Origin of the sequence: Streptacidiphilus jiangxiensis (genome assembly GCF_900109465.1) — a bacterium.
Lineage (GTDB): Bacteria > Actinomycetota > Actinomycetes > Streptomycetales > Streptomycetaceae > Streptacidiphilus > Streptacidiphilus jiangxiensis.
Genome location: NZ_FOAZ01000014.1, coordinates 52,241 through 79,179 on the forward strand (window position 1 = coordinate 52,241; position 26,939 = coordinate 79,179).

At 70.8% G+C, this 26,939-nt stretch carries 21 protein-coding genes; 10 read left to right on the plus strand and 11 right to left on the minus strand.

The window, feature by feature from the left end; translation table 11 throughout:
- Positions 1-5 precede the first annotated feature (5 nt).
- Positions 6-836: a class I SAM-dependent methyltransferase gene (locus tag BMY61_RS25060; RefSeq protein ID WP_042455181.1), complete on the minus strand. Its 831-nt coding sequence runs from the start codon at positions 834-836 to the stop codon at positions 6-8.
- 95 nt (positions 837-931) lie between these two features.
- Here BMY61_RS25060 and BMY61_RS25065 point away from each other — a divergent pair, with 95 nt between their 5' ends.
- The 3 genes from BMY61_RS25065 (at position 932) to BMY61_RS25075 (ending at position 3,857) form a co-directional block, all read left to right on the plus strand.
- A complete protein-coding gene (locus tag BMY61_RS25065; RefSeq protein ID WP_042455179.1) occupies positions 932-1,519 on the plus strand; it encodes a TetR/AcrR family transcriptional regulator in 588 nt (195 codons plus the stop codon).
- A 129-nt stretch (positions 1,520-1,648) separates the two neighbouring features.
- Positions 1,649-2,836, plus strand: a complete 1,188-nt coding sequence (locus tag BMY61_RS25070; protein ID WP_143094509.1) for a hypothetical protein — start codon at positions 1,649-1,651, stop codon at positions 2,834-2,836.
- Positions 2,837-2,897: 61 nt separating this feature from the next.
- Positions 2,898-3,857: a serine/threonine dehydratase gene (locus BMY61_RS25075; RefSeq protein ID WP_042455175.1), complete on the plus strand. Its 960-nt coding sequence runs from the start codon at positions 2,898-2,900 to the stop codon at positions 3,855-3,857.
- 73 nt (positions 3,858-3,930) lie between these two features.
- Here the strand turns inward: BMY61_RS25075 and BMY61_RS25080 are convergent, their stop codons facing one another.
- Positions 3,931-4,620 carry a hypothetical protein gene (locus BMY61_RS25080; protein WP_052439206.1) on the minus strand — a complete coding sequence of 230 codons (690 nt, stop codon included), beginning with the start codon at positions 4,618-4,620 and terminating at the stop codon, positions 3,931-3,933.
- Positions 4,621-4,858: 238 nt separating this feature from the next.
- Between BMY61_RS25080 and BMY61_RS25085 the strand changes: the two genes are divergently transcribed.
- Entirely contained in the window at positions 4,859-5,665 is an 807-nt protein-coding gene (locus tag BMY61_RS25085) for an SGNH/GDSL hydrolase family protein (RefSeq protein ID WP_042455173.1), read from the plus strand.
- 72 nt (positions 5,666-5,737) lie between these two features.
- Here BMY61_RS25085 and BMY61_RS25090 read toward each other — a convergent pair whose 3' ends face one another.
- Complete coding sequence (locus BMY61_RS25090) at positions 5,738-6,754, minus strand: DUF2804 domain-containing protein (protein WP_042455171.1); 1,017 nt, start codon at positions 6,752-6,754, stop codon at positions 5,738-5,740.
- A gap of 174 nt (positions 6,755-6,928) precedes the next feature.
- Here BMY61_RS25090 and BMY61_RS25095 point away from each other — a divergent pair, with 174 nt between their 5' ends.
- Positions 6,929-7,330 (plus strand): SsgA family sporulation/cell division regulator, encoded by a 402-nt coding sequence (locus BMY61_RS25095; protein ID WP_161791326.1) that lies wholly within the window; start codon positions 6,929-6,931, stop codon positions 7,328-7,330.
- A gap of 176 nt (positions 7,331-7,506) precedes the next feature.
- On the opposite strand, the gene BMY61_RS25100 is transcribed toward BMY61_RS25095, so the two are convergent.
- The 6 genes from BMY61_RS25100 to BMY61_RS25125 form a co-directional block, all read right to left on the minus strand.
- Positions 7,507-8,715 carry a S53 family peptidase gene (locus BMY61_RS25100; RefSeq protein WP_042455167.1) on the minus strand — a complete coding sequence of 403 codons (1,209 nt, stop codon included), beginning with the start codon at positions 8,713-8,715 and terminating at the stop codon, positions 7,507-7,509.
- Between the two features lie 260 nt (positions 8,716-8,975).
- On the minus strand, positions 8,976-10,997 hold the full coding sequence (locus BMY61_RS25105) for a glycosyl hydrolase family 28-related protein (RefSeq protein WP_042455165.1): 2,022 nt from the start codon (positions 10,995-10,997) through the stop codon (positions 8,976-8,978).
- Between the two features lie 153 nt (positions 10,998-11,150).
- Complete coding sequence (locus tag BMY61_RS25110) at positions 11,151-12,779, minus strand: glycoside hydrolase family 13 protein (protein WP_042455163.1); 1,629 nt, start codon at positions 12,777-12,779, stop codon at positions 11,151-11,153.
- A 163-nt stretch (positions 12,780-12,942) separates the two neighbouring features.
- The gene (locus BMY61_RS25115; RefSeq protein WP_042455162.1) at positions 12,943-13,833 is read right to left on the minus strand and encodes a carbohydrate ABC transporter permease; all 891 of its coding nucleotides are present in this window, start codon (positions 13,831-13,833) and stop codon (positions 12,943-12,945) included.
- Between the two features lies 1 nt (position 13,834).
- On the minus strand, positions 13,835-14,779 hold the full coding sequence (locus BMY61_RS25120) for a carbohydrate ABC transporter permease (protein WP_042455160.1): 945 nt from the start codon (positions 14,777-14,779) through the stop codon (positions 13,835-13,837).
- Between the two features lie 93 nt (positions 14,780-14,872).
- The gene (locus tag BMY61_RS25125; RefSeq protein ID WP_042455159.1) at positions 14,873-16,306 is read right to left on the minus strand and encodes an extracellular solute-binding protein; all 1,434 of its coding nucleotides are present in this window, start codon (positions 16,304-16,306) and stop codon (positions 14,873-14,875) included.
- A 250-nt stretch (positions 16,307-16,556) separates the two neighbouring features.
- On the opposite strand from BMY61_RS25125, the gene BMY61_RS25130 reads away from it, so the two are divergent.
- The 3 genes from BMY61_RS25130 to BMY61_RS25140 all read left to right on the plus strand — a co-directional run bounded on the left by BMY61_RS25130 (position 16,557) and on the right by BMY61_RS25140 (position 22,575).
- Positions 16,557-17,561, plus strand: coding sequence for a LacI family DNA-binding transcriptional regulator (locus BMY61_RS25130; RefSeq protein WP_042455157.1), 1,005 nt, complete (start codon positions 16,557-16,559; stop codon positions 17,559-17,561).
- A 20-nt stretch (positions 17,562-17,581) separates the two neighbouring features.
- Positions 17,582-18,103, plus strand: coding sequence for a P-loop nucleotide/nucleoside kinase family protein (locus tag BMY61_RS25135; protein WP_280521020.1), 522 nt, complete (start codon positions 17,582-17,584; stop codon positions 18,101-18,103).
- Between the two features lie 185 nt (positions 18,104-18,288).
- Positions 18,289-22,575 carry a discoidin domain-containing protein gene (locus BMY61_RS25140; RefSeq protein ID WP_042455155.1) on the plus strand — a complete coding sequence of 1,429 codons (4,287 nt, stop codon included), beginning with the start codon at positions 18,289-18,291 and terminating at the stop codon, positions 22,573-22,575.
- Positions 22,576-22,738: 163 nt separating this feature from the next.
- Here the strand turns inward: BMY61_RS25140 and BMY61_RS25145 are convergent, their stop codons facing one another.
- Positions 22,739-23,254 (minus strand): hypothetical protein, encoded by a 516-nt coding sequence (locus BMY61_RS25145; RefSeq protein WP_042455153.1) that lies wholly within the window; start codon positions 23,252-23,254, stop codon positions 22,739-22,741.
- A gap of 391 nt (positions 23,255-23,645) precedes the next feature.
- Between BMY61_RS25145 and BMY61_RS48465 the strand changes: the two genes are divergently transcribed.
- A complete protein-coding gene (locus tag BMY61_RS48465) occupies positions 23,646-23,768 on the plus strand; it encodes a hypothetical protein (RefSeq protein ID WP_269083982.1) in 123 nt (40 codons plus the stop codon).
- A gap of 259 nt (positions 23,769-24,027) precedes the next feature.
- Here the strand turns inward: BMY61_RS48465 and BMY61_RS25155 are convergent, their stop codons facing one another.
- Positions 24,028-25,221, minus strand: a complete 1,194-nt coding sequence (locus tag BMY61_RS25155) for an ROK family transcriptional regulator (protein WP_236656548.1) — start codon at positions 25,219-25,221, stop codon at positions 24,028-24,030.
- Between the two features lie 180 nt (positions 25,222-25,401).
- On the opposite strand from BMY61_RS25155, the gene BMY61_RS25160 reads away from it, so the two are divergent.
- Positions 25,402-26,877: an APC family permease gene (locus BMY61_RS25160; protein ID WP_042455151.1), complete on the plus strand. Its 1,476-nt coding sequence runs from the start codon at positions 25,402-25,404 to the stop codon at positions 26,875-26,877.
- Positions 26,878-26,939: the final 62 nt, after the last annotated feature.

Here is a 26,939-nt window from a genome sequence, read left to right on the forward strand (position 1 = left end):
GTCCGTCACGCCGAGAGCCTGCGCTCCGCCGCGACCACCACGGCGGTGTAGCGCATCGTGAAGGCGCCGCCCATCGCGTCCACGGCCTCCGCCACACCCGCCAGCACCTCCGCCAGCCGTGCGGCGGGGAGGCGGGTGTGGCCGCCGGTGGTGGGGAGCTGGTCGAGCCACTGATCCCGGGTCCAGGTGCGCTCCCAGCCGAAGTGCCACTCCTGGGGGTCACCGAAGGCGCCGCTCGCGCGGATGCCGTCGGCGGCGCGGGTGGTGAGCCCGCCGTAGCGGGACTCGCCCGGTGCCGCCCACTGGCCGGCGGCCAACGAGCCGGGCAGGACGCGCCGGTAGACGGCGTCGAAGGCCTCGGCCACCTCCGACGAGGGCTGGTCGACGTTCCAGAACGCGGCGAGACGGCCGCCGGCTCGCAGCGCCCGGGCGGCCCGGACCGCTCCGGCGGCGGGGTCGATCCAGTGCCAGGTCTGACCGGAGACGACGGCGTCGAAGGCGCGCCCCGCCGGGTCCCAGTCCTCGAAACGGGCCACCTCGACCTCGAATCCGCCGTGCTCGCGCGCCCAGGCGGCCATCCTCGCGTCGGCCTCGACGCCCAGCACGCTGCAGCCGGCCGCCCGGAACTGCCGGGCCACAATGCCGGTGCCGATGCCGACGTCGACCACGGACGCTCCGGCGGCGGCGTCCAGCACGGCGGCAACGAGGGCGTCCGGATAGCGTGGGCGGGCCCGGTCGTAGCGCTCCGGGTCGACACCGAAGGACTCGGCGACTTCCCGTGCCTGGTGCGGCTGTTGGGAAGGGGGAACGGCCCCCTCCGGAGGCAGGGTGGGCATGTGCCCACTATGAGTGGGCAATCGCCCACTCGTCAAGACTCGTCACGACTCGTCAGGACTCGTCAAGGCTGACGGCCAGGCGGAAAGGACACCACGTGCCCACAGGAGTGGCCCTCGGCGACCCCCGCCGTCTGCTCTTCGACGCCGCCGAGCGCGTGCTGCTGCGCGACGGCCCGAGCGCGCTGACCAGCCGCGCCGTCACCGACGAGGCCGACTGTGCCAAGGGCGTGCTGCATCGGCACTTCACCGACTTCGACGCCTTCCTCGCCGAGTTGGTGCTCGACCGGATCGCGCGGCTCGACGTCCAGGCCGAGCGCCTGCGCCTCGCGACCGGGCAGGGCGACGTCGTCGACCACCTCACCGACGCGCTCGACGCGATCCTCGACCCCGTGGCCCTGGCCGTCGTCGGCCTGGTCATCTCCCGCGACGGCCTGCGCGCCCGACTGCGCGTGACACGGCCCGTCGGCATTCCGCTCCTGGGCGACGCGACGGCCGTGCTGGCCCGGCACCTCGCCGCCGAGCGCGACCTCGGCCGCCTCTCCCCCGGCGCCGACGTCGACACCCTCGCCCCGACGCTCATCGGCGCCGGCCACCTGCTCCTCGCCGACCGCACCGGCACCCCGCCCGACCGGGAGGCGCTGCGACGCGTCGTCGCGGGGGTTCTCGCCGCCTCACTCGACTGAAGCCGCTGTGACCGACACCACCACCTTCGGCCGGATTCGCCACTTCCGCCCGTGGTGGCATGGCAGGTCCTGCTCATAGAGTGTGCCCAGCCTGCTCACTGGAGGCGGGAACCGGAGCGGGGGGGCACCATGCGCGCAGGACGTTGGACCGGGACGGTGGCCGTGCTGGCACTGGCCTCAGCGGCGGTGTCCGGCTGCTCCAGCGCGGCGAAGCCCGCAGCCACGCCCGCACCGGCACTGCACCTGAACGCCGCTCAGTCCTCCGCTCTCGCCGTCGTCGACGACTACGAGCGCTCCAGCGCCGCGGTCAAGTCCGGGCAACCGAAGAAGGCCGACCCGGCCGGGCTGACCGCCTACGTCCTGAACGGGCAGGTCCGGTCCCGGATCCAGGGCAGCGGCGGCATCGGCGCGCCGCTCGGCTGCGGCGCCGCGTCCGGCAAGGCCGTCGTCGACGGCGCGATCGTCGGCACGCCGGTGGCGCACGGGAGCGGGATGGCCGTGCCGGTCAGCCTGTACGTCGGCACCCGGTCCGCCGCGCGGCTGACCGTGGACACCGACGCGGCCGGCCTGGTCACCGACTTCTCCTGCGGCCCGGCCACCGACCCGGGGGTGCCCGGCAGTGCGACGGTCGTCGGCTACTACGGCGGCGCGGCCGCCGCGTTCGGCGGTGCGAGCGCCGACGCGACCCTCGCCCGGCTGCGGCAGCAGTACCTCACCCCCGCCTTCGCCTCCTTCAGCCGCCCGGAACTGGACGGCGACCAGACCACCTGCGACGAGGACGGCTCGATCCCCTACTGGCACGCCGTGTACGCGCCGGGCCGGACGGGGACGGGCGCCCAGTGGTACTTCTGGCCCGGCGGGAACAACCAGGTCCTGATGTCCGTCGCCGTGGACCGCAGCGCGCCCAAGGTCGACTGGGTCTACTGCGTCGGCCAGCTCGCACCGCTACTGCCGCCCGCGTCGTACTCGGACGACCAGGTCCAGTCCTACGCCGGCGACCTGTTCGACTCCTACGCCTACCTGCTGGCGCTCAAGCCCTACGGTGCGGACACCTCCCCCATCGCCGGCTACTTCACCACCCCGGCCGCCTACCGTGCCGCCCTCGCCTCGACGGGCGCCGAGCCGCTCGAGTGCGCGGCGACGCCCGCCGGCAGCATCGACCCGGACAGCGTGCAGGTCAGCGGTATGACAGCGGTCGTGAAGCTGGTCGCCAACCCGACCGCGCACGCACTGACACCCGGCGAGCACGCGCTCGGCCACCCCGTCGTCGCCCTGGACCTGCGGACAATGAAGATCGCCTCCCTCACCTGTGCCTGACGCCGGCGCCTGGTTGAATGGCGATCAGCCCTGCCGTCCCACTCCCGGGAGCTGATCGCCCATGTCCACCCAGCCGATCGGACCGGACGACGTCGAGGCCGCCGCGCGGCGGATCCAGGGGCGGGTGCGCCCGGTGCTCCTCACGCCCGCCGAGTCGGCCGCGCCGCTGGGCGCGGCAGCCGGGCGGATCGGCTTCGCGCTGGAATACCTGCAGCACACCGGCACCTTCAAGGCGCGCGGCGCGGCCAACCTGGCCGCCGTGCATCTCGCGGAGGGCAGCATGCCGGAGGCGGGCATCACCATCGCCTCCGGCGGCAACGCCGGTCTGGCCTGCGCCTGGGCCGCGCAGGCCACCGGTACGCGGGCGACGGTCTTCCTGCCGGCCACCGCACCCGCCGTCAAGATCGCCAAACTGCGGGAGTACCGGGCGGAGGTCCGGCTGGTCGGCACGGAGTACGCGCACGCGCTGGAGGCGTCCCAGGAGTTCGCCGAGAAGACGGGTGCGCTGCTCTCCCACGCCTACGACAACCCGTACATCGCCGCCGGCGCGGGCACCCTCGCCCTCGAACTGCTGCAGCAGGCACCCGACGTGGACACCGTCGTGGTCTCCGTCGGCGGTGGCGGGCTCTTCGCCGGGACGGCGGCCGCGCTGACCGCACGCGGGGTGCGGGTGGTGGCCGTGGAACCGGAGCGCTGCCGTGCGCTCAACGCGGCGCTGGAGGCGGGCGGCCCGGTGGACGTCGCGGTCGATTCGGTCGCGGCCGACGCCCTGGGCGCGCGGCGCGCCTCCCGGACCGCGTTCGAGCTGGCCCGCAGCCCCCTGGTCTCCAGCGTGCTGGTGCCGGACGCGGAGATCACCGCCGCCCGCCGGGCGCTGTGGCACGGACGCCGCCTCGCGGTCGAGTCGAGCGCCGCAGCGGCGTTGGCGGCGCTGCGCTGCGGCGCGTACGTCCCGGCCGAGGACGAGCACGTCGTGGTGGTGCTCTGCGGGGCGAACACCGACCCGTCCGATCTGGCCTGACGTCAGGCCGCCGGAACGGTCACCACCCCTCACCGCCTCACCGCTCTCACCGCCGACGGCGCAGTCAGCGCCGTCAGCGCCACAGGGCCGCGACGCCGGTGAGGCCCGAGGCGCGGGCCAGGTCCGCGATGGCGTCGCTCTTGACGAACCAGGCGGCGCCGAAGGCGAACACGGCGATCGACTCGCCCGCGAACACCGGTGTCACCCCGCCCGAGCCGGCGTAGTGGACCAGGCCGGTGACGACGATGCCGACGATGCAGAGCAGGATCACGATCCCGCAGCCGAGGTAGACCCGCTGCCGCAGCGGACCGTCCGGCTCGGCGGGGTCACGGAAGAGGCGCAGGCAGAAGACGGCGAGGGAGGCGAAGACCAGCGCGGCGGCGGAGGTGTGGACGACGCCCAGCACCTTCTGCGTCGTCGACGCGTGGGCGACCACGGACGCCGGCGGCTCCATCGGGCACATCGCCACCACCAGCGCGAAGAAGCCGGCCACCGAACTCCACAGGTCCTCGCGGCGGTTGTGGCGGTAGCAGAGCAGGATCACCCCGATGGCGCAGAGGCCGCCGACGAAGACGTTGCGCATGTGCGTGTAGTAGGAGCCGCTCAGCGAGTCCAGCAGGCCAAGGTGGGCGGAGATGATGCTGTTGCCGATGGGCAGCACGACCGGCAGGGCGAGGCCGACCACGCCGACCCCCACCCGCAGGCGCTTGACCGTGGTGGCGTCCTGGTCCGTCACCGCCGCGTTCGTCTGAACGGCCATCATGTTCCGGTCATACGCGCGCCCTGAGCACCTGTCAATCATCTCGACACCACCGCGCGACGGCACACTGACACCACCCGACGGTGTGTCAGGACGTGACGGACATTGGGTCCGAGCTGTCAACAGCCTGGCATGAACACTTCCCCCAGCCTGTTACCGACTGGTAAACAATTGCGTGACGCGCGTCGCACTGTGCCCCACCCCCCACAGTCAGGCACCACCACCAAAAGTGGAGGCTCCCATGCGCACCCCCACACCCCGGCGATTCCTGGCGGGCACCCTCGCCGTCGGCGCCGTGCTCACCGGCGCCCTCGCCCTGGCCCCGAGCGCCCACGCGGTCTCCGGCGGTTACTCGGCCCTCGGCGACTCCTACTCCTCCGGCGTCGGCAGCGGCAGCTACACGTCCGCCAGCGGCTCCTGCTACCAGAGCACCCTGTCTTACCCCTACCTGTGGCAGCAGGCCAACTCCCCCGACAGCTTCGACTTCGAGGCCTGCTCCGGGGCGACCACCACGGACGTGCTGAACAACCAGCTCGCCAACCTGAACAGCGCCACCACCGAGGTCAGCATCACCATCGGCGGCAACGACGCCGGCTTCTCCTCGGCCATGGAGACCTGCGTGCTGGACGGCACCAGCTCCTGCCTGTCCGCGGTGAAGACGGCGGAGAACTTCATCAACACGCAGCTCGCCCCGAAGCTGGACGCGGTCTACTCGGCCATCAGCGCCGACGCCCCCAACGCGCACGTGGTGGTGCTCGACTACCCCCACCTGTACGCGGTCCCCGGTGACTGCCTCTTCGGCATCAGCAACACCAGCCGCACCGCCATCAACGGCGCCGCGGACGACCTCGACGGGGTCATCGCCAACGAGGTCGCCAAGTACGGCGGCTTCAGCTTCGCGGACGTCCGCTCGGCCTTCTCCGGGCATGAGATCTGCACGGACGACGCGTGGCTGCACAGCACCACGCTGCCGATCTACGAGTCGTACCACCCGACCGCCACCGGCCAGGCCGACGGCTTCCTGCCGGTGTTCAGCGCGAACGCGTGAGTCCAGGCTGCGAGCCGTCCGGGCGACCACGGACGGCTCGCAGCCTACGGCCGGCCGCTCCGTGCCGGCCGGTCAGAGCCGGGCCCTCATGCGCTCGCAGACACCGTGGACGTCCTTGATCCCGTACGTGCGGCCGTCCTCGCCGCGCAGCGTGCCCCGGTAGCGCCCGAAGAGCTGGAAGTAGTCGATGGCCAGCACGCCGAACTGGTGCTTGACCGCCTTCCGCCCCTCCGGCTCGAAGACCACGTCCAACCGGCCGTCGGCCGAGGCGATCCGCCAGGGTGCCGCCGGGGCCGCCGACTCGGGCGTGAAGGTGATCTCCCCGAGGGCCTCGCACGCGCCCGGGGTCCACAGGCAGGACTCCTCCGGCTCCCCCGGCAGCTCGGGCCGGGCTGCGAAGTTCGCGCCCAGCGGCACGCCGTCCACGAGCGTCGCGAAGGTGCCCCAGGTCCACGTGGTGCGGTACGGGAGCAGCGAGCGGTGCTCGTCGAGGACGGCGAGGTCGCGCGCGGGGTCGAAGACGATCTCGGCCTCACCGACACGGAGCGTGCCGGCGGCGGGGAAGGCCGCCTTGTGGGTGTACATGCTGCCGCCCGGGAGCCGCGAGCTCACCGAGAGCGGCGCGGTGGCCGTGGCGGCGTGGAGTTCGAGCTCCCCGGTGATCGCGGGGGCCTTGGCGGTCGCGGCGATGTCGAGACGGATGCGGTGCCGGCCGGTCGCGGCGGAGAACTCGTAGGCGATCCGGTATCCGGGCCGCTCGAAGCGGCACTCGTCGTCCAGCAGTCGGGTCGGCAGAGCGGGCGCGCCTGCACGGGCGTTGGCGGCGTGCTGGTGGAGCTCGGCGCGGGCCCGGTCGTACGCGTAGATCTCCGAGCTCGCCAGGTAGTGCGCGTCCTGGATGATCAGTGACGAGTACCAGTCGGGGTGCAGCAGGGTGAAACCGACCCACTCCTTGAGCCGCAGCCCTCTCAGGCGACGGGAGAGGCCGGTGAACTGGTCCAGCGGGTTGGCGTCGGCGGGCCGGGCGGCCAGGCGGCCGTAGTGCCGGGTGCCGGACTCGACCAGGCGCGTGGGAGCGGGGGTGGACATGGCCCGTAGCTTGCCCAGGGCGTGCCCGCAGGTCAACGACTCGCGCGGGGGCCTGGTCGGACGGGCGGTCGAAACGCGGGAAAAAGTTCCGGCAAGTGCCGTAAGACCTTCGGCCCTCCCCGCTCTCTTCTGCTGAGGCCGCTGCGGCGGCGGCCTCGGAAGGGACGGATGAGCATGCGCATCTCGCACGACCTGATCGCCTACCAGGTGCTGTCGGACCGACGCAGCCGCGCGGTGGCCACACGGCTGGAGTACGACGACCGCCGGCCGCACGAGGTCCGCGTGGTGTTCCACACCGACCGCCGTGACGCGGTCGCCTGGGTCTTCGCCCGCGACCTGCTGCTGGACGGGCTCGGCGCCCCGAGCGGCTGTGGTGACGTGCGAATCCAGCCCAGTGCGCGTGGCGACGGGCACCTGCTCTCCCTGCTGCTCACCGGCGAGGACGGGGTGGCGCTGATCGAGCTGCCCGCCGCCGAGGTGGGTGCCTTCGCCCTGCAGTCGCTGCGCCTGGTCCCGCGCGGCCGCGAGCCGCAGCCGCCGGACCTGGACGCCCTGACCGCCCAACTGCTCGCGTGAGTACGAGTACGAGTACGAGTACGACCGCGAGCACGAGCACGAGCACGAGCACGAGCGAGCACGGGAAGCCCGAGGGCCCCTGCCGACGCGCGATGCGCGTCGACCGAGGCCCTCGGGATGTGGGGGTGTGCGGTGAGTGGTGCGGTGGTGCGGTGGTGCGGTGGTGCGTCCCGGCGTCAGCCGGTGAAGGCGGTCAGGCCGTTCGGGGTGCCGAGGCCGGTCGGGCCGTCGTAGCCGGTCTCGGCCGTGCACAGGTACGCCGGGGAGCAGCTGGCGGTCGAGCCGGTGGTGACGTCGTTGAGCGAGGTGGTGTGCGCGTACAGGTTGGCGGCGGGGATCGCGGTGCTGTGCGTGCCCGCGTCGGCATAGACGCCGGCGATGAGCGGGGCCGCGACGGAGGTGCCGCCGTAGACGGCCCAGCCGCTGCCGCCGTAGGTCTGGTAGACCGCCACCCCGGTGGCCGGGTCGGCCACGGCGGAGACGTCCGCGACGGTCCGCTTGCTGCAGCCACTGTCGGCCTGCCAGCTCGGCTTGGGCTCGTAGGCGGAGCAGCCGGAGCCGGCGCCCTCGGTGGAGCTGGTGGACCAGACGCTCTCGCTCCAGCCCCGGCTGTTGGACGACTTGGTGAGCGAGGTGCCACCGACGGCGGTGACGTTCGGCGAGGCGGCCGGGTACTCGACGCCGTAACCGCCGTCGCCGGAGGAGACGGTGATCGGGATGCCCGGGTGGTTGAAGTAGGTGCTGTCGTAGCCGGTGTCGGCGGAGGACTCCGAGCCGCCGTAGCTGTTGGAGACCTCGGTCGCGCCGAGCTTGACGGCCGTGTTGACCGCGGTGCCCAGGTTCGTCATCGACGCGGACGACGCCTCGACCAGGATGATCTTCGCATTGGGGGCGATCGCGGAGACCATGTCCAGGTCGAGCGAGATCTCGCCGGACCAGGAGGCGTTGTTGCGGGGAAGGCTGCTGGTGCCGGACTGTCCCACCTGCTTGAAGCAGCCGCTGGCCACGGTGCATGCCGGCAGACCGTACTGGGCGCGGTAGGTCGCCATGTCGGAGGCCGCGTTGGGGTCGTTGTAGGCGTCGACGATCGCGACCGTCTGGCCCGCGCCGCCGCCCGACGGGATGTTGTAGGCGGAGAGCAGGTCCGAGGGCCCGAAGCCGGACGGGGTGGCGTTCGGGGTCACCCCCGTGGCACGGACGTGCTCGGCGGTACCGGTGACGTGCAGGGCGTTGCAGAAGACATGACCGGGCGTCAGATCGACCGCGCACGCGCGGGTCCAGGACACGCTGTGGGTGGGGGCGGCCTGGGCGGGCGCGGCGGCGGCCAGGGCCGCGACGCCGAGGGCGACGGCGGTGGCCGCGGCGGATATCGACGAGGTGCGCAACGTACTGCCTCCTGTGGGAGTAGGACGCCGTTCGCACAGCAGGCACACAGCTTTCCACCTGCACGAACAGCATGACGAAGCGAGATTCCTCTGAGAACCCTCTCAAGGGGTGTCAGCTGGCGAGAACCGTATCTGCGGTGTCAGGGAGCTGACAAGACACGTGCGCCGGATGAATTCGACGTTTACTTGCGCGCAACACGAAGGGCCCCACCCCCCGTGCGGGGTGGGGCCCTTCGGGGTCCCTGAAGGCGCAGCGCAGGCTACTGCCAGGGGCTCGGGGCCGGCGGCGGGACGACGGTGGGACGGTCGTCACAGGTGATCGTGTTCGGCAGCTCCCACGGCGCCAGCCAGGGGCCGGTGGTGCCGCCGCCGGTGTTGCCACCGAGGTCGGTGAGGTTGAACTCCGAACCGGCCGAGGTGAAGTGGAAGGACCCGCAGTTGTTCACCCCGACCGCCCCGACGTTGCGCGCCACGACGTTCTGGAACGTGGCACCACCGGCTGCGCGGGCGCTCACCACGTCGGTCCCGGTGCCGTCGACGCGGATGTTGCTGAAGTGCACGTTGGTGATGGAGTACTGGTCCTTCACCCCCCAGTCGGAGACCAGCATGATCGCGTCGTAGGTGTTGTCGAGGAAGTCGTCCCCGGTGACCTGGACGTTCGCGTCCAGGCTGTGCTCCAGCGCGTACAGCCAGATGGCGCCGAGCCCGATCTTCCAGTTCAGCTCGAACGTCCCGGCCCGCACGGTGGTGTTGTCGGCGACCGAGATCGTGCCGCCGAACGGCACCGCCCCGAAGCGGGTGCCGAGTTGGATGGCACTGCCCTCGCGGATCGGGTCCGCCACCAGGTTCCCAGAGACGGTGAGGTCCGAACCGCCGTACAGGGCGATCCCGTTGGCGAGCACGGGTGTCTGCACGGTGTTGTGGTCCACCACGTCGTTCGCGTCCGCGGCGGGCGCGGACCACAGGGCGATACCGTCGTCGCCGGTGTTGCGGACGAAGTTGTTCGCGATGACCGAGTCCGTCACCCCGCCATGGAAGTTGATCCCGTCGGCGATCTGGTCCGCGATCTGGTTGTTCCTGATCCGCAGGTCCGTCATCGGCCCGTCGAGCCAGATGCCCACCTTGGTGTGGTGGATGTACAGCCCCTCGATCGAGGAGTCGCTGAACGCGCCGCCGACGCCGTTGACCTGGTCGGTGTCGATCCGCTCGCGCACGTCGCCCTCGATGGCGAAGTCGCGCAGGTGGACGTCGTGACTGCCACCGGCGGAGGCGTCCTTGCCGTAGAAGCCGACACCGGTGTGGACCGAGCCGTCGGGCGCGGGCGTCGGCAGGGTCACCTGGTGACCCTTGATGACGGTGTACCAGTTCCCGGCACCCTGGATCGTGACATGGTCCACGATGATGTGCCGGTTCACCTGGTACGTCCCCGGCGGCACCCACACCGTCCGCCCGGTGCGCTGCGCGGCGGCGACCGCCGCGTCGAACGCGTCGGCGGAGTCCGTGGCACCGGACGGGTCGGCGCCGAAGTCCCGCACGTCCAGGGAGTGGTCGGGCCGGCGCAGCGGGGCCGGGACGTTCTGGGTGTCCAGCACGTCGATCGTCGTGGTGGCGGCCGGACTTCCCGCGGGCACGGCCAACCGGATCACATCACCGGCACGGTAGGTGTGGTCCAGCAGCAGGCGCTGCTCGTCGTAGAAGTGGCTCGGCCGGAACGGCGTCGGAAAGACCGGCGTCGGCGTGGTCTGGTCCGGCACGCAGCCGCACTCGGTGGTCCACCAGTCCGGGTGCAGGGGCCCGGCCGTGGGGTCGTTGGTGAACGGGTACTCGTTGTAGAGCCAGGCGTACTGGGAGGTCAGCGTCATCGTCTGCCGGTGGTGCCCGTTGACGGTGACGTCGAGCGGGGCGGTGATGCCGCCGCCGGTCGGCGCGTCCGGGATGCTGTAGCGCACGGTGATGGCGTTGGTGTCCGCGGGCAGGGTGAACTCGACGTACTGGCCGGGCGTGAGCGAGACGGCCTTGCGGCCGGTGGCCTCGGACGCGAGCGTGTACGGCGTCGTGTCGGGCCCGATCACCGTCCCGTCGGTCCGGGCGTTGAACGCGTTCTGCTCGGCGAACCCCAGGTCCGCGCCCCGCCCCCGGGTGAGGGACGGAGCGATCCCGGCCTTGGTCACCACCGCGCCCGGCGCATTCGCGACCGCGTGCGCCGTCCCGGTGCCCCCGACAGCGGCAAGCAGAGCCACCGTAACGGCGGCCGTGGTGAGTTGTCTCTTTCTGTGCGACATTGCGGCTCCTTAGGCAGATGGGACGTACCACCAGGGGCGCGAGGAACTGCGCGACAAGCCACCCACCAAGCCGCGCACCGAACGAGCAGGGCCATCCGCGCACGGTGGTTGCTCGCGCAGTTCCTCGCGCCCCTGGGGAGGTGGTGCAACTTCTCAGAGCTCCAGCCAGACCGCCGTGTCGGCGGGAAGCACCGGCTGCCCGTGCAGCTCGTCGCTGGCCAGCAGCACGGTGCCGGTGAGCGGCAGGGCGACCGGCTCCGCGGAGAGGTTCACCACGCAGGCGAAGCCGTCCCCCCGCCGGAAGGCCAGCAGCCCCTGCGGCGTCCCCTCCAGCCAGGCGAAGCCGGAATCGCCCAGCCCCCGGCGCAGCCGGAGCGCGGCGCGGTAGAGGGTCAGCATCGAGCCGGCGTCCGCGGCCTCCGCCTCGACCGTGCACTCCTTCCACGCCTCCGGCTGCGGCAGCCACGGCGCCGCGCTCGCGCCGTCCGGGCTGAACCCGAACGGTGGCTCACTGCCCGACCACGGCAGGGGCACCCGGCACCCGTCCCGCCCGGGGTCCGCCGGGTTGCGGCCCTTGCGTTCCCACATCGGGTCCTGGCGCAGCGCGTCGGGGATGTCCTCGACCTCCCACAGGCCGAGCTCCTCGCCCTGGTAGATGTAGACCGCCCCGGGCAGTGCCTGCGTCAGCAGCGCAGCCGCCCGCGCCCGGCGCGTGCCGCGGGCGAGGTCGACGGGGCGGCCGTGCTGTCGGGCGTAGATGGCGAAGGAGGTGTCCTCGCGTCCGTAGCGGGTGACCACGCGGTCGACGTCGTGGTTGGACAGGACCCAGGTGGGCGGCGCGTCGGCCTCCGCGTGGAAGCGCAGCGTGTCGTCGATGACGGCGCGCAGCCGCTCGGCGTCCCACGCGCACTCCAGATAGGGGAAGTTGAAGACGGTGTGCATCTCGTCGGGGCGCAGGTAGCGGGCCATGCGCGCCTGGTCGGGCAGCCAGACCTCGCCGATCAGGACCCGGGCGCCGCCGTAGCTCTCGGCGACGCGACGCCACGCGCGGTAGACGTCGTGGACGTCCTCCAGGTCGGTGAAGGCACGCTCCTCGGGGTCGCTCACCGGCAGTGCGGGGTCCTTGACGAGCAGCGCGGCGGAATCGATGCGGAACCCGTCCGCACCCCGGTCGAACCAGAAGCGCAGGACGGACTCGAACTCGGCCCGGACGTCGTCGTGGTCCCAGTTGAAGTCGGGCTGCTCGGGGGCGAACAGGTGCAGGTACCACTCCCCCGGCGTGCCGTCCGGCTCGGTGACGCGGGTCCAGGTGGGGCCGCCGAAGAAGCCCTGCCACTCGGTGGGCGGCAGCTCGCCGTCCGCACCCCGCCCGGGCCGGAACCAGAAGCGGGCGCGCTCGGGTGAGCCGGGGCCGGCGGCCAACGCTGCCTGGAACCACGGGTTCTGGTCGCTGGTGTGGTTGGGGACGATGTCGATGACGACGCGGATCCCGAGGTCGTGCGCCCGGCGGATCAGCTCCTCGGCGTCGGCGAGGGTGCCGAAGAGCGGGTCGATGGCGCGGTAGTCGGCGACGTCGTAGCCGGCGTCGGCCTGGGGGGAGGCGTACCAGGGGTTGATCCAGATCGCGTCCACGCCGAGGTCGGCGAGATGGGGCAGGCGCGCGAGCAGCCCGGCCAGGTCGCCCACCCCGTCGCCGTCGCCGTCGGCGAAGCTGCGGGGGTAGATCTGGTAGATGGCGGCGTTCCGCCACCACGGGAGCTCGCGCTCTCCGGTTTCGGGCACGACGAACCTGCTTTCTGGAAGCCTTGGACAGGCGAGGGGAGGCGTGCGGAGGCATGCGCGAGGGGCATGCGGAGACATGGGGGGAGCCGCCGCCCCGGCCCGCCCCGGTCAGGGCGGGTCGCGGGCCGGGACGACGGGGACCACGCGCGGACGAGCCCGGGCCTCAGCCCTTGAGGCCGCCCGCGGTCAGCCCGGCCATGATGTTGCGCTGGAAGACGAGGAACAGCGCGATGGTCGGGATCGACGCCAGGAAGAGCCCGGCGATCAGTGAGTTCTCCGGCATGGAGGTGGCCGCGGTGTTGACCCCGACGTTGAGCGTCTCGTGCGAGGGCACGGTGATCAGCGGCCAGAGGAAGTCCTTCCAGACCGCGACCACCCCGAAGATGGAGACGACGCCGAGGATCGGCCGCGACAGCGGCAGCACCACGGACCAGAGCACCCGGACCGGGCCGGCGCCGTCGATGGCCGCGGCGTCGAGGAGCTCGTTGGGGATGGAGTCGAAGAACCGCTTCAGCAGGAAGATGTTGAAGGCGTTGGCCACCGTGGGCAGCCAGATCACCCACGGGGTGTCCTGCAGGTTCACGTGGATCAGCGGCAGGTCGAGGACGGTCAGGTACTGCGGGATGACGAGCGCGGCAGCCGGGATCATCATCGACGCCAGCATCATGCCGAGGATCACGTTGCCGAGGACCGGCCTCAGCTTGGAGAGCGAGTAGGCGGCGGCGACGCCGAAGAGCAGTTGCAGGAGGAGCGCTCCGCCGGCGTAGACGACGGTGTTCAGCAGCAGCTGACCCATGCCCAGGCGCGACCAGGCCTCGGTGAAGGCGTGGGTGGCGGGGTGCTCCGGGAAGAGCGTCGGCGGGGTGCGCACCAGCTCCTGGGAGCTCTTGAAGCCGCCGGTCGCCATCCAGTACAGCGGGCCGACGAAGACCACCGTGGTGACGATCAGGATCAGCGTCAGCACGATCCGGTAGATCAGTCGGCCGCGCGGCTGGTTCAGCCGGACCGGCGAGATCAGGGTCCTGGTCGCGGAGTTCGGGACGGTCGTCGCCATGTCACGCCTCCCGTCCGCGGCGTTCCAGCCACAGGTAGATCGCGGAGAAGCAGCCGAGCACCAGCAGCATGATCACGCCGAGGGCGGCCGCGGTGTTGAACTTGTCGTAGTTGAACGCGTAGTTGTAGAGCAGGTAGACCACGGTGGTGGTCGACCCCTCGGGCCCGCCGCCGGTCAGCACGAAGGACTCGGTGAACATCTGCATGGTGGCGACCACCTGCAGCATCAGCATCAGCGACAGGATCAGCCGGGTCTGCGGCACGGTGACGTGCCAGATGCGCTGCAGCAGGTTCGCGCCGTCGAGTTCGGCTGCCTCGTACAGCTCACCCGGGATGCCCTGGAGTGCCGCGAGGTAGACCAGGGTGGCGCTGCCCATGTTGCCCCAGGTCGAGACGAACACCAGCGAGGGCATCGCGCTGCTCTTGGAGGCCAGCCAGGAGGAGGTGGGCAGGTGCACGGCGTGCAGGACCTGGTTGAACAGGCCGTAGCCGGGGTCCATGAAGTACTTGAAGAGCAGGATGCCCGCCACCGGCGGCAGCATCACCGGCAGGTAGACCAGGACCCGCAGGTAGCCCTGTGCGTGCCGGCACTCGTTGATCACGATCGCGGCGGCGAACGGGGCGGCGAAGCCGAAGAACAGAGCGATGCCGGTGAACTCCAGCGTGTTGCGCCAGGCGGACCAGAACTCCGGATCGGCGGTGATCTGCCGGTAGTTGGCGAGGCCAACCCAGCTGGTCTCGCCGTAGTGGACCCGCTGGAACGACATGACGATCTCGCGGATCATCGGGTACCAGGTGAACAGCACGAAGCAGAGCAGCGCGCCGATCAGGAAGGCGTGGGCGCGCAGGTTGCGCACCAGCGCGCGGCGCAGGGCCGCGAGCGGCGGGCGCGAGCCGTCGCGGGCCGCGTCGACGCGGGCCTGACCTCGCGTCAGCGTGACAGCCATGAGTGACTCCTCGTCAAGGTGTGTCGGCCGCCGGCCGGACCGCAGCGGGGAGGAAGCGGTCCGGCGGGCGACACGTCACGGGTTCGCCAGACGTCACTGATTCGCGAGAATCTGGTTGGCCTGGGTCTCGGCGGTGGCGAGTACCTGGTCGAGGTTGGCGTTGGGGTCGGTCATCGCGGCCGACATCGCCGTGTCCAGGACCTTGTACAGCTGCTGCGCAGCCGGAGGCTCGTTGACGCTGCTGGTCGGGTTGTTGACGTAGGGGTCGTAGTTGGACAGCGGCAGGTTGCCGTTGGTCTTCAGCGACGTGGTGATCGCCTGGATCTGCGGCGAGCTCGCGCTCCAGAAGTACGGCTGCGGGATGGCGATCGCGACCGGGTCCTTGCTGGAGGCGGCCAGGGTGGCGGAGCGGGAGAAGTTGAACTGGCCGGCGTCCGGGGTCAGGTACTCGAAGTCGATCCAGGCGATCTCAGCCTTGATCTGGTTCGGGGTCTGGCCCTTCTTGAAGTAGTAGAGGTCGCCGCCGCCGAGGCTGTTGCCGGGGCCGGTGGCGCCGGGCATCGGGCCGAGGCCGAAGGCGTTCTTGTCGGCGCCGAGCACCTCGATCAGGTGCTTGACGACGTCGGGCGCGCCGATGAACATGCCGACCTTGCCGGTGGCCAGCGGCGGGAAGGCGTCGGCCCACTGGGTGACCGGGGTCGCACCGATGCTGTGGTCGGTGAAGCGCATGTCGTGCAGGCGCTGCAGCACGGCCTTGCCCTGCGCGGAGTTGAACGCGGCCTTGGTGCCGTCGGAGCTCACCATCTGGCCGCCGAGGCTGTAGAGCTCGGAGGTGAAGTGCCAGCCGCCGGTGTTGCCGCCGCTGTAGTCCTCGTAGCCGCTGATGCCGTTGCCGAGCGCGGCGATCTTCTTGGCGTCGGCCTGGACCTCGTCCCAGGTGGTGGGCGGCTGGTCCGGGTTGAGGCCGGCCCTCTTGAACAGGTCCCGGTTGTAGACCAGGCCGGTGGAGTAGTAGTTGATCGGCAGCGCGTAGGTCTTGCCGTTGACGCCGAGGTTGTTCTTGACGCTGCTCAGCATGGACGAGTAGCCGGGCACCGTCTGGTCGTTGAGGTAGGAGCTGATGTCCACGGCGTCGCCGGAGTTCAGCGTCTGGCCCTGGTCGGTGAAGTAGGCGTGGAAGGCGCCGGTCTCGTCGTGGGCCTTGTACTCGGCGGTCTGCTGGGCCGGCACCTCGCACTGGCCGACGTACGGCTTGGCGTCGATGGTGACGTTCGGGTACTTGACCTTGAACAGGGCCAGGTCGTCGGCGTAGTTGGCCTTGCCCGCCGCCTGGTCGGCGCCGGGGGCGCAGTCGATGGAGATGGTGACGGTCGCGTTCGGGTCGAGCGGCTTGCCGTCGGCCACACCGTCGGCAGCGCTGTTGCCGCTGCTCCCGGACGAGCCGCTGCTACTGCAGGCGGCCGTGCCCAGACAGAGCCCTGCCGCGAGAGCGATGGCGGCGAACTTGCGCGATCTGTTCAGCATCATGCGTACCCCATGGACGAAGAGACGTGGTGGGTGGGGGAAAGCCGGCGTGTGAGGAACGTAGGCCGCGGCGACAGCAAGCGCAAGACCTCGACGCAAAATTGAAAAGTCACGACTGTGCTTCGGCGTGACACGACCCCGACAGGCAGTGCAACCAGCACCGCAGGCCGCTCACTCCGGCCTGACCTGGCCTTTTGCGGAGGTACGGCTAGTTCTTGCAATCGCTTGCCGAATCCTGCTCTACTCTTTCGCCATGAAGAGCAGACTCGCCGAGGTGGCACAGAAGGTCGGAGTCAGCGAGGCCACGGTGAGCCGCGTGCTCAACGGACGGCCCGGCGTCTCCGAGGGAACCCGCAACGCGGTCCTCGCCGCGCTCGACGTGCTCGGCTACGAACGGCCCAGCCAACTGCGCGGCGAGCGCGCCCGGCTGATCGGACTGGTCCTGCCGGAACTGCAGAACCCGATCTTCCCGGCGCTGGCCGAGGTGGTCGGCGGCGCGCTCGCCCAGCGCGGCTTCACCCCCGTGCTGTGCACCCGCACCGCGGGCGGGCTGTCCGAGGCCGACTACGTCAACATGCTGCTGGACCAGCAGGTTTCCGGCGTCGTCTTCGCCGGTGGACACTTCGCCGAGGCCGACGCCCCGCACGAGCACTACACGCGCCTGCGCGACCGGGGCATCCCCGTCGTGCTCTTCAACGGCGCCGTCGAACACCTGGGCTTCCCCCAGGTCTCCACGGACGACGTCGTCGCGGTCGAGCAGGCCTTCGGCCACCTCGCCGCACTCGGCCACGAGAACATCGGCATGATCGTCGGGCCGGAGGACCACATCCCCTCCCGCCGCAAGCTCGACTCCTTCGCCGCGCAGTACGCCCGCCTGGGACGAGAGGTCCAGCCGGACTGGGTCGCCCACGCCCTCTTCGCCCTGGAGGGCGGACATGCGGCGGCCAGCCGGATGCTGCGCGCCGGCGTCACCGGCATCATCTGCGGCAGCGACCCGCTGGCCCTCGGCGCCATCCGCGCGGCGCGGCGCGCGGGCCTGTCGGTGCCGAGCGACGTGTCCGTGGTCGGCTTCGACGACTCGGCGTTCATGAACTGCACCGAGCCGCCGCTGACGACGGTGCGCCAGCCGATCGAGGCCCTCGGCCGGGCGGCGGTCGCGCTGCTGGTCAACCAGATCGAGGGCGCCACGGTGGCGGCCGAGGAGCTGCTGTTCGAGCCGGAGCTCGTGGTCCGCGGCTCCACCGGCCCCGCGCGGTAGATGCCCGGGCGTCCGCCCTGCTGGTCGTCAGCGGCCCGCCCGGAGCGGGCAGGACGACGCTCGCGCACGCCCTGGCCACGGCCCTGACCCGGCCGCTGGCCTGCCGCGACGAGCTGAAGGAACGGCTGGTCGCGGCGGGCGCGAGCCCGGCCGACCAGCTCGACCCGCTCGCCAACGAGGCGTTCTTCCGCACCCTCGGTGAAGAGCCGGCGGCGGGCCACAGCCCGGTGGCGGAGGCGGCCTTCCAGGACCGGTTCTGGCGTCCCGGTCTCGCGCCGCTCGCCGACCTGGCCGCGATCCGGGCGGTCCGCTGCGTCGTCGACGCCGCCGTCGCCCGAACCCGCATCACCGACCGCGCCGCGTCCGATCCACGCCGCGCGGCCCGCGCGGACGCCGAGCTACCGGACCGGGTCGCGCGCGGGGAGCGTCCGATCCAGCCGGGGGCACCGATCGCGCTCGACGTCCCATCCCTCGTCGTGGATTCCACCCGGGGCTGGATCCCGGGGCTACCGGAGATCGTCTCGTTCGCGCGTCTCGTCTGACGCTTGCGCTTTCCTCCAACGCTCGCCTGTCCGTTCCATTGACTGCGTGCGCTCACGTCTGTAACTTCCTCGCGAAGTGTTGGAAATCCACGACAGCATCGCGGAATTCCAACGCTACCCAGCGAGGGGGCCCGGGTCAGGGGCGCGGCTCGCCTCGGCGTCCGCCACACAGGAACCGAGGGACGATGAACCACCCACGAACACGCGGGCAAGCGCTACTCGCCGTGCTCGCGACGCTCTTCGCACTGCTGCTCGGCACCGCCACCACGCCCGCCCACGCCGCGGGCAGCAATCTCGCGGCGGGCAGGAGCGCCAGTGCCTCCAGTGCCAACGGCCAGTACGTCGCCACCAACCTCAACGACGGTGACCAGTCCACCTACTGGGAGAGCACCAACGGCGCCTTCCCGCAGTGGGCGCAGATCGACCTGGGTCAGGCGACCTCCGTCAGCCAGGTCGTGTTGAAGCTCCCGACCGGCTGGGGCGCCCGCACCGAGACACTCAGCGTCCAGGGCAGCACCGACGGCACCACCTACGCCACGATCGTGGCGTCCGCCGGATACACCTTCGACCCGTCCACCGCGAACACGGTCACCATCAACTTCGGTGCGACGACGACCCGTTACGTCCGGGTCAACATCACCGCCAACACCGGCTGGAGCGCCGCGCAGCTCTCCGAGTTCGAGATCTACGGCAGCTCCAACGCGCCGACGAACCTCGCGCTCGGCAAGACCATGAGCGACTCCGGTCACGCCCAGAACTACGTCGCCGCCAACGCCAACGACGGTGACGCGACGACCTACTGGGAGTCGACCGACAACGCGTTCCCGCAGTGGCTCCAGGTCGATCTCGGCGCCTCCGTCGCCGTCGACCAGGTCGTCCTGAAGCTGCCGCCCTCCACCTCCTGGGCCGCCAGGACGCAGACCCTGGCGGTGCAGGGCAGCACCGACGGGAGCAGCTTCAGCGATCTCGCCGCCTCCGCCGGCTACACCTTCGACCCGGCCACCGGCAACACGGTGACCATCAACTTCAGCCAGGCCACCACCCGTTACGTCCGGCTGAACATCACCGCCAACACCGGCTGGCCGGCCGGGCAGATCTCCGAGTTCCAGGTCTACGGCCCCTCCGGCGCCGGGCAGCCGCCCGCCGCGCCGACCAACCTGGCCTACACCCAGAGCTCGTCCGGCGCGGTCACGCTGACCTGGTCGGCATCCAGCAGCACCGGCGTCACCAACTACGACGTCTACGCCAACAACGCGCTGCTGACCTCCGTCCCCGGCACGGTGACGACCTACACCGACAACCCGTCGACCACCGCCACCGTCACCTACTTCGTCCGCGCTCGCGACGCGGCCGGTGACCAGTCCGCCAACAGCAACAGCGTGACCCGCACCGGCGCCTCGGCCACCCCGCCGACCGCGCCGAGCAACCTCGCCTACACCCAACCCGCCTCCGGGAATGTCGCGTTGACCTGGTCGGCCGCGTCCGACCAGGTGGGCGTGACGGGTTACAACATCTACCGCAACGGCAGCAAGCTCGCCTCCGTGAGCGGGACGACGCTGTCGTACACCGACTCCGTCGCCGACACCCTCACCGTCTCGTACGACGTGACGGCCACCAACGCCGCAGGCCTGGAGTCCGCCGCGTCCAACACCGTCACCCGCACCGGGTCCGGCGGCACCTCGACCAACCTGGCCCTGCACAAGCCGATCGACGGCACCGCCTACACCTACACCTACGCGCCCGCCAACGCGGACGACGGCGACGTCACCACCTACTTCGAAGGGTCCTCCTACCCCTCGCAGTTGACGGTGCACCTGGGTGCGAACGCGGACCTGTCCTCGGTGGTCGTGAAGCTCAACCCGGCCTCGGCCTGGTCGGCCCGCACGCAGACCATCGCGGTGCTGGGACGCGAGCAGAGCGCCTCGACGTTCACCACGCTGGTGCCGGCCCAGTCGTACTCCTTCGACCCGAGCGCCAACCAGAACACCGTCACCATCCCCGTCTCCGGCCGGGTCGCGGACGTGGAGCTGTCCATCACGTCCAACAGCGGCGCGCCCGGCGGCCAGGTCGCCGAGATGGAGGTCTACGGCACTCCGTCGCCCAACCCGGACCTGACGGTGACCTCCAGCTCGTGGTCGCCCTCCGCGCCGGTCGAGACGGACTCGGTCACCACCTCCGCGGTGGTGAAGAACGGCGGCACGGCGGCCTCCGTCGCCACCGACGTCAACTTCTACCTCGGCACCACCAAGGTCGGCTCGACCACGGTCGGCGCGCTGGCGCCGGGTGCCACGCAGACGGTCTCGGCGACCATCGGTACGCAGAGCGCCGGGACGTACCAACTGACCACCAAGGTCGACGAGTCGAAGAAGAACTTCAACCTCACCGCCGACCAGGCCTACACCAACCCGACCAACCTGGTGGTCACCCCGGTCCAGTCGGCCGACCTGGTCGGCACGCTCGCCTGGACGCCCAGCAACCCGGCCGCCGGCAACACCGTCACCTTCACGGCCACGGTGAAGAACCAGGGCACCATCGCCACCACCAGCGGAAGCCACGGCCTCACGCTCACCCTGCTGGACGGGACCGGCAACACCGTCACCACCCTCACCGGCTCGGTCAGCGGCACGATCGCGGCCGGCGCGACCAGCGCGCCGATCAGCCTCGGCTCGTGGACGGCGGTCAACGGCAAGTACACCGCGCACCTGGTGCTCGCCACCGACCCCAACGAACTGCCGATCAAGCAGCCGCACCTGACCAGCGACACCCCGCTCTTCGTGGGCCAGGGCGCCAACATGCCCTACGACGCCTACAAGTCCACCGACGGCGTCCTCGGCGGCTCCGCCGCGATCGTCGGCCCGAACCGCACCATCGGCGACATCGCCGGTGAGGCCACCGGACGCGAGGCGGTCACGCTGGACAACACCGGCGACTCGGTCAGCTGGACCTCGCGTGAGTCCACGAACACCTTCGTGCTGCGCTACTCCATCCCCGACGCCCCGGGCGGCGGCGGCATCAACGCGACCCTGGACCTCTACGCCAACGGCCAGTTGGTCCAGCCGCTCAACCTCACCTCCCACTACGCCTGGCTCTACGGCTCGGAGACCAGCCCCGGCGACAGCCCGAGCGCCGGCTCGCCGCGCCACATCTACGACGAGTCCAGCTTCCTGCTCGCGCAGTCGTATCCGCAGGGGACGCTCTTCACGCTGAAGAAGGACGCCGCCAACACCTCCCAGTACGCGATCGACTTCATGAACCTGGAGCAGGCCGCCCAGACCGCCAACCCCGACCCGGCCCACTACGTCGTCCCCGGCGGCTTCACCCAGCAGGACGTCCAGAACGCGCTCGACAAGGTGCGCATGGACACCACCGGCACGTGGACCGGCGTCTACCTCCCGGCCGGCCAGTACGCGGTCACCGGACGGCTCTCGGTCTACGGCAAGCCGGTCAAGGTGGTCGGCGCGGGCGTCTGGTACGCCCAGTTCGTCGCCCCGCAGAGCCAGACCGACACCGACACCGGCTGGGACCTCCAGGCCGGCGCCAGCGGCTCCACGTTCACCGGCTTCGCCTGGTTCGGCAACTACACCACCCGCCAGGACGGCCCCGGCCACACCTGGGACCTGCGGAACCAGTCGAACATCACGATCGACAACGTCTGGATCGAGCACAACGTGGTCGGCGTCTGGGGCGCCTCCAACGTGCAGAACTCCACCTTCACCAACATGCGCATCCGTGACACCTACGCGGACGGCATCAACCTCACCAACGGCAGCCAGGGCAACCTGATCTCCAACGACGAGGCGCGCAGCACCGGCGACGACAGCTTCGCCCTCTTCGCGGCCCAGGACCAGAACCCGGGCAGCAAGCTGGAGAACAACACCATCCAGAACGTCACGGCGATGACCCCGTGGCGCGCGGCGGGCGTCGCGGTCTACGGCGGTGGCGGCAACACGATCCAGAACTTCGTGGTCTCCGACACCCTGTGCTACTCGGGTCTGACCATCTCCTCGCTCAACTTCGGCTACGCCTTCGAGGGCTTCGAGTCGACGCCCCAGACGACCATCTCGAACTTCTCGCTCACGCGGGACGGTGGCCACTTCTGGGGTGCCCAGGTCTTCCCGGCCATCTGGGCCTTCTCGGCGACCCAGCCCTTCCAGGGCATCCGCGTCAACGACGCGACCATCACCGATCCCACCTACAGCGGCATCATGTTCCAGACCGACTACTCGGGAGGCTCCGCCCTCAACCCCGTCTCGGACACCGTCTTCACCAACACCACCATCACCGGCGCCCACGCGGACAACGACGCCTACGGCACCGGCAAGTCCGGCTACGGCATCTGGGCCAACCCCCTGCCGGAGTCGGGGCAGGGCCCGGCCGTGGGGTCGGTGACCTTCAACCACCTGGTGGAGAGCAACAACGACGTCAACATCCAGAACACGACGTCGACGTTCACCATCACCGTGAACCCGTAACCCTCTGATCACCGTCCCGGGCCCCGACCGGGAGGTCGAAGCAGGAGGCCCTGGCTACCCACTTGGGAGCCAGGGCCTTCGGGTGTGCGCGTCCAGATCAGCGTTGACGTCCGCAACCCGGCCGTTTGTCGCCATGACTGATCACCCGACGCGGCGGGAGCATTCAGCTGATCCAGATCGGCCAACTCTGTGCGTTGCCGTAGTAGCCGTACTGGCCGTTGATGGTGGACCAGAACCCCTCTTGCAACACGTACTCGCCGGTGCCCGGCCGGAAGATGGTGCCGTTGCCCCATTCCTGGTAGCCGAAGTTGGAGTTGTAACCGCTGGACGCCGCCACCCACTCGCCCGGCTCGCAACCGAAGTCGTGGACCTGCCCCACGCCCACCTTGATGAGCTGAGCGCACGGGAAGATCCCCTGGCTGCCGCCGTTGAAGTACCACGCCGGCCGCACGTACCCGCTGCCGTCGTCGTTGAGGCACGGCAGCAGATACACGCCTGCGGGTTCCTGCGCCCAGGCCCCGGTCGGCCATTCCGCGTTGTCGTTGTTTCCGCCGCCGCGGCAGCCGCCGCCGGTCGTGTCCGCGCTGGCCGGGGAGGCCGTTACGACCGCACCGGTTACCGCGAGGATCGCAGCGGCAACGGTCGTGGCAACGCGTCGGGTGTTGCGGAGCTTGAGCATGGTTGCTGTCTCCTGTTCGACAATCGGCCTCTCCCCCCGTGGGGAGGCCGGCAGCGGCTGCTGGGCAGCCGTGCGCATGCCAGTCTGTGTGCTACCAACTCCCGCTCCAAGGAGTCCGGTTGAACCCGGTCGGATCCGGTTGACGGAGAAGATCCTGCGGCAGCCGGTTCAGTCTGACCCTTGACCGCCGTACGGCTCCTACTCGCCCCCGGGCGATCCGCATGCGGTCGGGCAAGGGTGGGAAGAGGCCTGGTACTCATGCCCGCAGAGCGAGCAGTCCACGGGGGGAATCATGCCGGGTGACCGTCACGACACGGCCGGCCCGGCTCGCCGCACCCGGCGCCAGAAGATGCCGGCTCGGTGGGCTGCTTGGTACGGCCGCCATCCGGGAATGACCGTCATAGGCGGCTATCTGCTGCTGCTGGCGGTGCTGTGCCTGATTGGGCAGCTCACCAACAGCAACAGCGCGAGCGAGCCGTGCCCGCCCGCCAAGGTCTGTGACTTCGTCCGTTGAAGTTGCCGAACCACGTGCTGCCTGGACCTGGCCCGGATCGAGACGTTGCTCGGAGGACGCTGCCACAAGTCGTTCACGCTCTCGGACATCTCGCAGATGCTGCGCCGCCCACCTGACTGTTCGTACTGCTGGGCGATCAGTCCCATCGTGCGGCGGGCGCACCAGCAGGCCCTCGGCTGCCGGTGATCCTGCGTTCGATGATGCTCATCCCTTCCCGGCGATCGCTCCGGCGAGTGTGCGACGCGCCGTCAGGCCCGCCTCACCCCGCCCCCGTCGCATGGCGTTCGAAGACGGCCGGGCGTGCGCTGCGCAGCGCGCAGGTGATGGCGCCGAGGAGGACCGCGTCGTCGCCGAGGGTGGATTCGGAGACTTCCGGGCGCAGCGGCGTCATGCGGTGCAGGGCGTCGCGGACCGGGTCCAGCAGGAGGTCGGCGCTGTGGCCGACGCCGCCGCCGAGGACGACGAGGTCGGGGTCGAGGACGGCGGAGACCGCGGCGACGACGAGGGCGAGGCGTTCGCCCTCGCGGGCGACGGCCTGGAGGGCGCGGGGGTCGCCGGCGCGGGCGGCGTCGAAGACGTGCTTGGCGCTGGGGGCGTCGGCGAGGCCCAGCTCGCGGGCGGTGCGGACGATGGCGTCGGCCGCCACCGCGTCCTCCAGCGCACCGCGGCGGCCCGCCGCCACCGTGGCCGGATCGGGGGAGGTGAGCGAGAGCGGCAGGAAGCCGATCTCGCCCGCCGCACCGTGCGCGCCGGTGAAGAGCTGGCCGTCGGCGACGACGCCCATGCCGAGACCGGTGCCGACCAGCACGTAGACGAAGAGGCGGCTGCCCTGCCCGGCGCCGACGGCATACTCGCCGAGCGCGGCGAGGTTGGCGTCGTTGTGGATGGACAGCTCCGGCCCGCCCAGCTGCGCGCGCAGCTGCTGGACGAGCCCGACCCGGCCCCAGCCGGGGAGGTTGACGGCGTAGCGGACGCGGCCCGACTCGGCGTCGAAGACGCCGGGCGTGCCGACGGCGGCGTGGACGACGCGGTCGGCGGAGACCCCCGCCTCCGCGAGCGCGCGTTCCGCCGCCGCGGCGACCGCGTCGGCGACGGCGTCGGCCGTGGTGCCCTCGTTGGGCACGTCGACCCGGGCCTGGATGTCCCCGGCCAGGTCGGCGACGGCGACGCGCAGGCGGGCGCGGCCGATGTCGACGCCGAGGACGTAGCCGGCCGTCGGGTCCGGCTCGTAGAGGACCGCGCTGCGTCCGCGCTCGGGGACGATCGTGCCGACCTCGCGCACCAGGCCGCCCTGTTCCAGCGCGGCGAGCGCGCTGGAGACGGTCGGCTTGGACAGGCCGGTCTGTCGGGCGAGTTCGGCACGGGTGGCGGTGCCGACGCCGCGCAGGTGCTCGAGCAGCAGCAGCTCGTTGTTACTGCGCAGCCGCTGCCGGCTCCAGGGTTGCTCGTCCACGGGCTCCTGCAGTCTCTCGGGTGGTCCGGCCTCGGGCGGTCCAGCCTCGGGTCGTCGTCCGGCCCCCAACTCTAGACAACGGGTCGGGGCGGTCGTGATCGTCCTGAGCCTTGACGGCACAAGTAAAGGAATTTAACTTTACAGCCTGCCCGCCCTCACGCTCCCCCACGGAGGTACCCGATGTCCGACCCGGCCGGATCGCCCGGACTGTCCAGAAAGGTCGGCCTGTTCCAGGCGACCGCGATCAACATGAGCCAGATGTGCGGCATCGGGCCGTTCGTCACGATCCCGCTGATGGTGGCCGCGTTCGGCGGCCCGCAGGCCGTGATCGGCTGGATCGCCGGCGCGATCCTGGCCCTCGCGGACGGCCTGATCTGGGCCGAGCTCGGCGCCTCGCTGCCCGGCTCCGGAGGCACCTACGTCTATCTGCGCGAGGCCTTCCAGTACCGCAGCGGCAAGCTGATGCCGTTCCTGTTCGTCTGGACGGCCATGCTCTTCATCCCGCTGATCATGTCGACCGGCGTCCAGGGCCTGGTCCAGTACCTCGGCTACCTCTTCCCGAAGCTGACCACCGGCCAGGGCGACATCGTCGGCGTCGGTGTGGTCGCCCTCGTGATCCTGCTGCTCTGGCGCAAGATCGAGAACATCGGCAAGGTCACCGTGGTGATGTGGGCGGTGATGATCGTCTCCGTCGCCGCCGTCATCCTGGCCTCGTTCACGCACTTCCACCCGTCGCTGGCCTTCACCTGGCCCGCGCACGCGATCCAGCTGACCCACGGACAGTTCTGGATCGGCTTCGCCTCCGGCCTGACCATCGGCATCTACGACTACCTCGGCTACAACACCACCGCCTACATGGGCGCCGAGATCAAGAGCCCGGGCCGGGTCATGCCGCGCTCCATCATCTGGTCCATCGTCGCGATCATGGCGATCTACCTGCTGCTCCAGATCGGCGTCCTGGGCGTGGTGCCGTGGCACGACATGCTCGACCCGAACAACGTCGCCTCCCAGTCCGTCGCCTCCGCCGTGCTGGAGAAGACCTTCGGCAAGACCACCGCCGACGTGGTCACCTGGCTGATCCTCATCACCGCCTTCGCCTCCGTCTTCACCGGCCTGCTCGGCGGCTCCCGGGTGCCCTACGACGCGGCCCGCGACAAGGTCTTCTTCAAGTCGTTCGGGCGACTGCACCCCAAGCACCAGTTCCCGGTGCTCGGCCTGCTCACCATGGGCGTCGTCACCGCAGCCGGCTTCCTCTTCGCCCGCCACATCGGCAACACCGCCACGCACCCGCCGCTGACCATCCTGATCACGCTGCTCACCACGGTGATGGTGATCATCCAGGCGCTCGCCCAGATCGCCGCCGTCACGGTGCTGCGCAAGCGGCAGCCGGGCCTGGCCCGCCCCTACAAGATGCTGCTCTACCCACTGCCGAGCGTCGTCGCCGGCATCGGCTGGCTCGTCATCTACGGCTACGCCGACAAGGCCAACCCAGGGGTGCATCCGATCGAGTGGTCGATCGGCTGGGTCGTCCTCGGCGTCGTCGCCTACCTGATCTGGTCCCGTGTGGAGAAGGTCTGGCCGTTCGGCCCCAAGGAGATCCGCGAGCAGTACCTGGAGGAGCAGCGGGCCACCGAGCTCGCCGACTCCGCCGCCTGATCCGCCTGATCCGCCCGTCGCAGCGGGCCGGCTCGGCAGTCCTTCCCCTGCCCGGCCGGCCC

Excerpts from the sequence above, each read along its gene's own strand:
- BMY61_RS25105 (WP_042455165.1), bottom strand. The coding sequence starts at position 10,997 with ATGTCGCACAGAAAGAGACAACTCACCACGGCCGCCGTTACGGTGGCT.
- BMY61_RS25075 (WP_042455175.1), top strand. The coding sequence starts at position 2,898 with ATGTCCACCCAGCCGATCGGACCGGACGACGTCGAGGCCGCCGCGCGG.
- BMY61_RS25120 (WP_042455160.1), bottom strand. The coding sequence starts at position 14,779 with ATGGCTGTCACGCTGACGCGAGGTCAGGCCCGCGTCGACGCGGCCCGC.
- BMY61_RS48465 (WP_269083982.1), top strand. The coding sequence starts at position 23,646 with ATGACCGTCATAGGCGGCTATCTGCTGCTGCTGGCGGTGCTGTGCCTG.
- BMY61_RS25085 (WP_042455173.1), top strand. The coding sequence starts at position 4,859 with ATGCGCACCCCCACACCCCGGCGATTCCTGGCGGGCACCCTCGCCGTC.
- BMY61_RS25115 (WP_042455162.1), bottom strand. The coding sequence starts at position 13,833 with ATGGCGACGACCGTCCCGAACTCCGCGACCAGGACCCTGATCTCGCCG.
- BMY61_RS25095 (WP_161791326.1), top strand. The coding sequence starts at position 6,929 with ATGCGCATCTCGCACGACCTGATCGCCTACCAGGTGCTGTCGGACCGA.
- BMY61_RS25140 (WP_042455155.1), top strand. The coding sequence starts at position 18,289 with ATGAACCACCCACGAACACGCGGGCAAGCGCTACTCGCCGTGCTCGCG.
- BMY61_RS25130 (WP_042455157.1), top strand. The coding sequence starts at position 16,557 with ATGAAGAGCAGACTCGCCGAGGTGGCACAGAAGGTCGGAGTCAGCGAG.
- BMY61_RS25160 (WP_042455151.1), top strand. The coding sequence starts at position 25,402 with ATGTCCGACCCGGCCGGATCGCCCGGACTGTCCAGAAAGGTCGGCCTG.
- BMY61_RS25080 (WP_052439206.1), bottom strand. The coding sequence starts at position 4,620 with ATGATGGCCGTTCAGACGAACGCGGCGGTGACGGACCAGGACGCCACC.
- BMY61_RS25070 (WP_143094509.1), top strand. The coding sequence starts at position 1,649 with ATGCGCGCAGGACGTTGGACCGGGACGGTGGCCGTGCTGGCACTGGCC.
- BMY61_RS25090 (WP_042455171.1), bottom strand. The coding sequence starts at position 6,754 with ATGTCCACCCCCGCTCCCACGCGCCTGGTCGAGTCCGGCACCCGGCAC.
- BMY61_RS25125 (WP_042455159.1), bottom strand. The coding sequence starts at position 16,306 with ATGATGCTGAACAGATCGCGCAAGTTCGCCGCCATCGCTCTCGCGGCA.
- BMY61_RS25145 (WP_042455153.1), bottom strand. The coding sequence starts at position 23,254 with ATGCTCAAGCTCCGCAACACCCGACGCGTTGCCACGACCGTTGCCGCT.
- BMY61_RS25060 (WP_042455181.1), bottom strand. The coding sequence starts at position 836 with ATGCCCACCCTGCCTCCGGAGGGGGCCGTTCCCCCTTCCCAACAGCCG.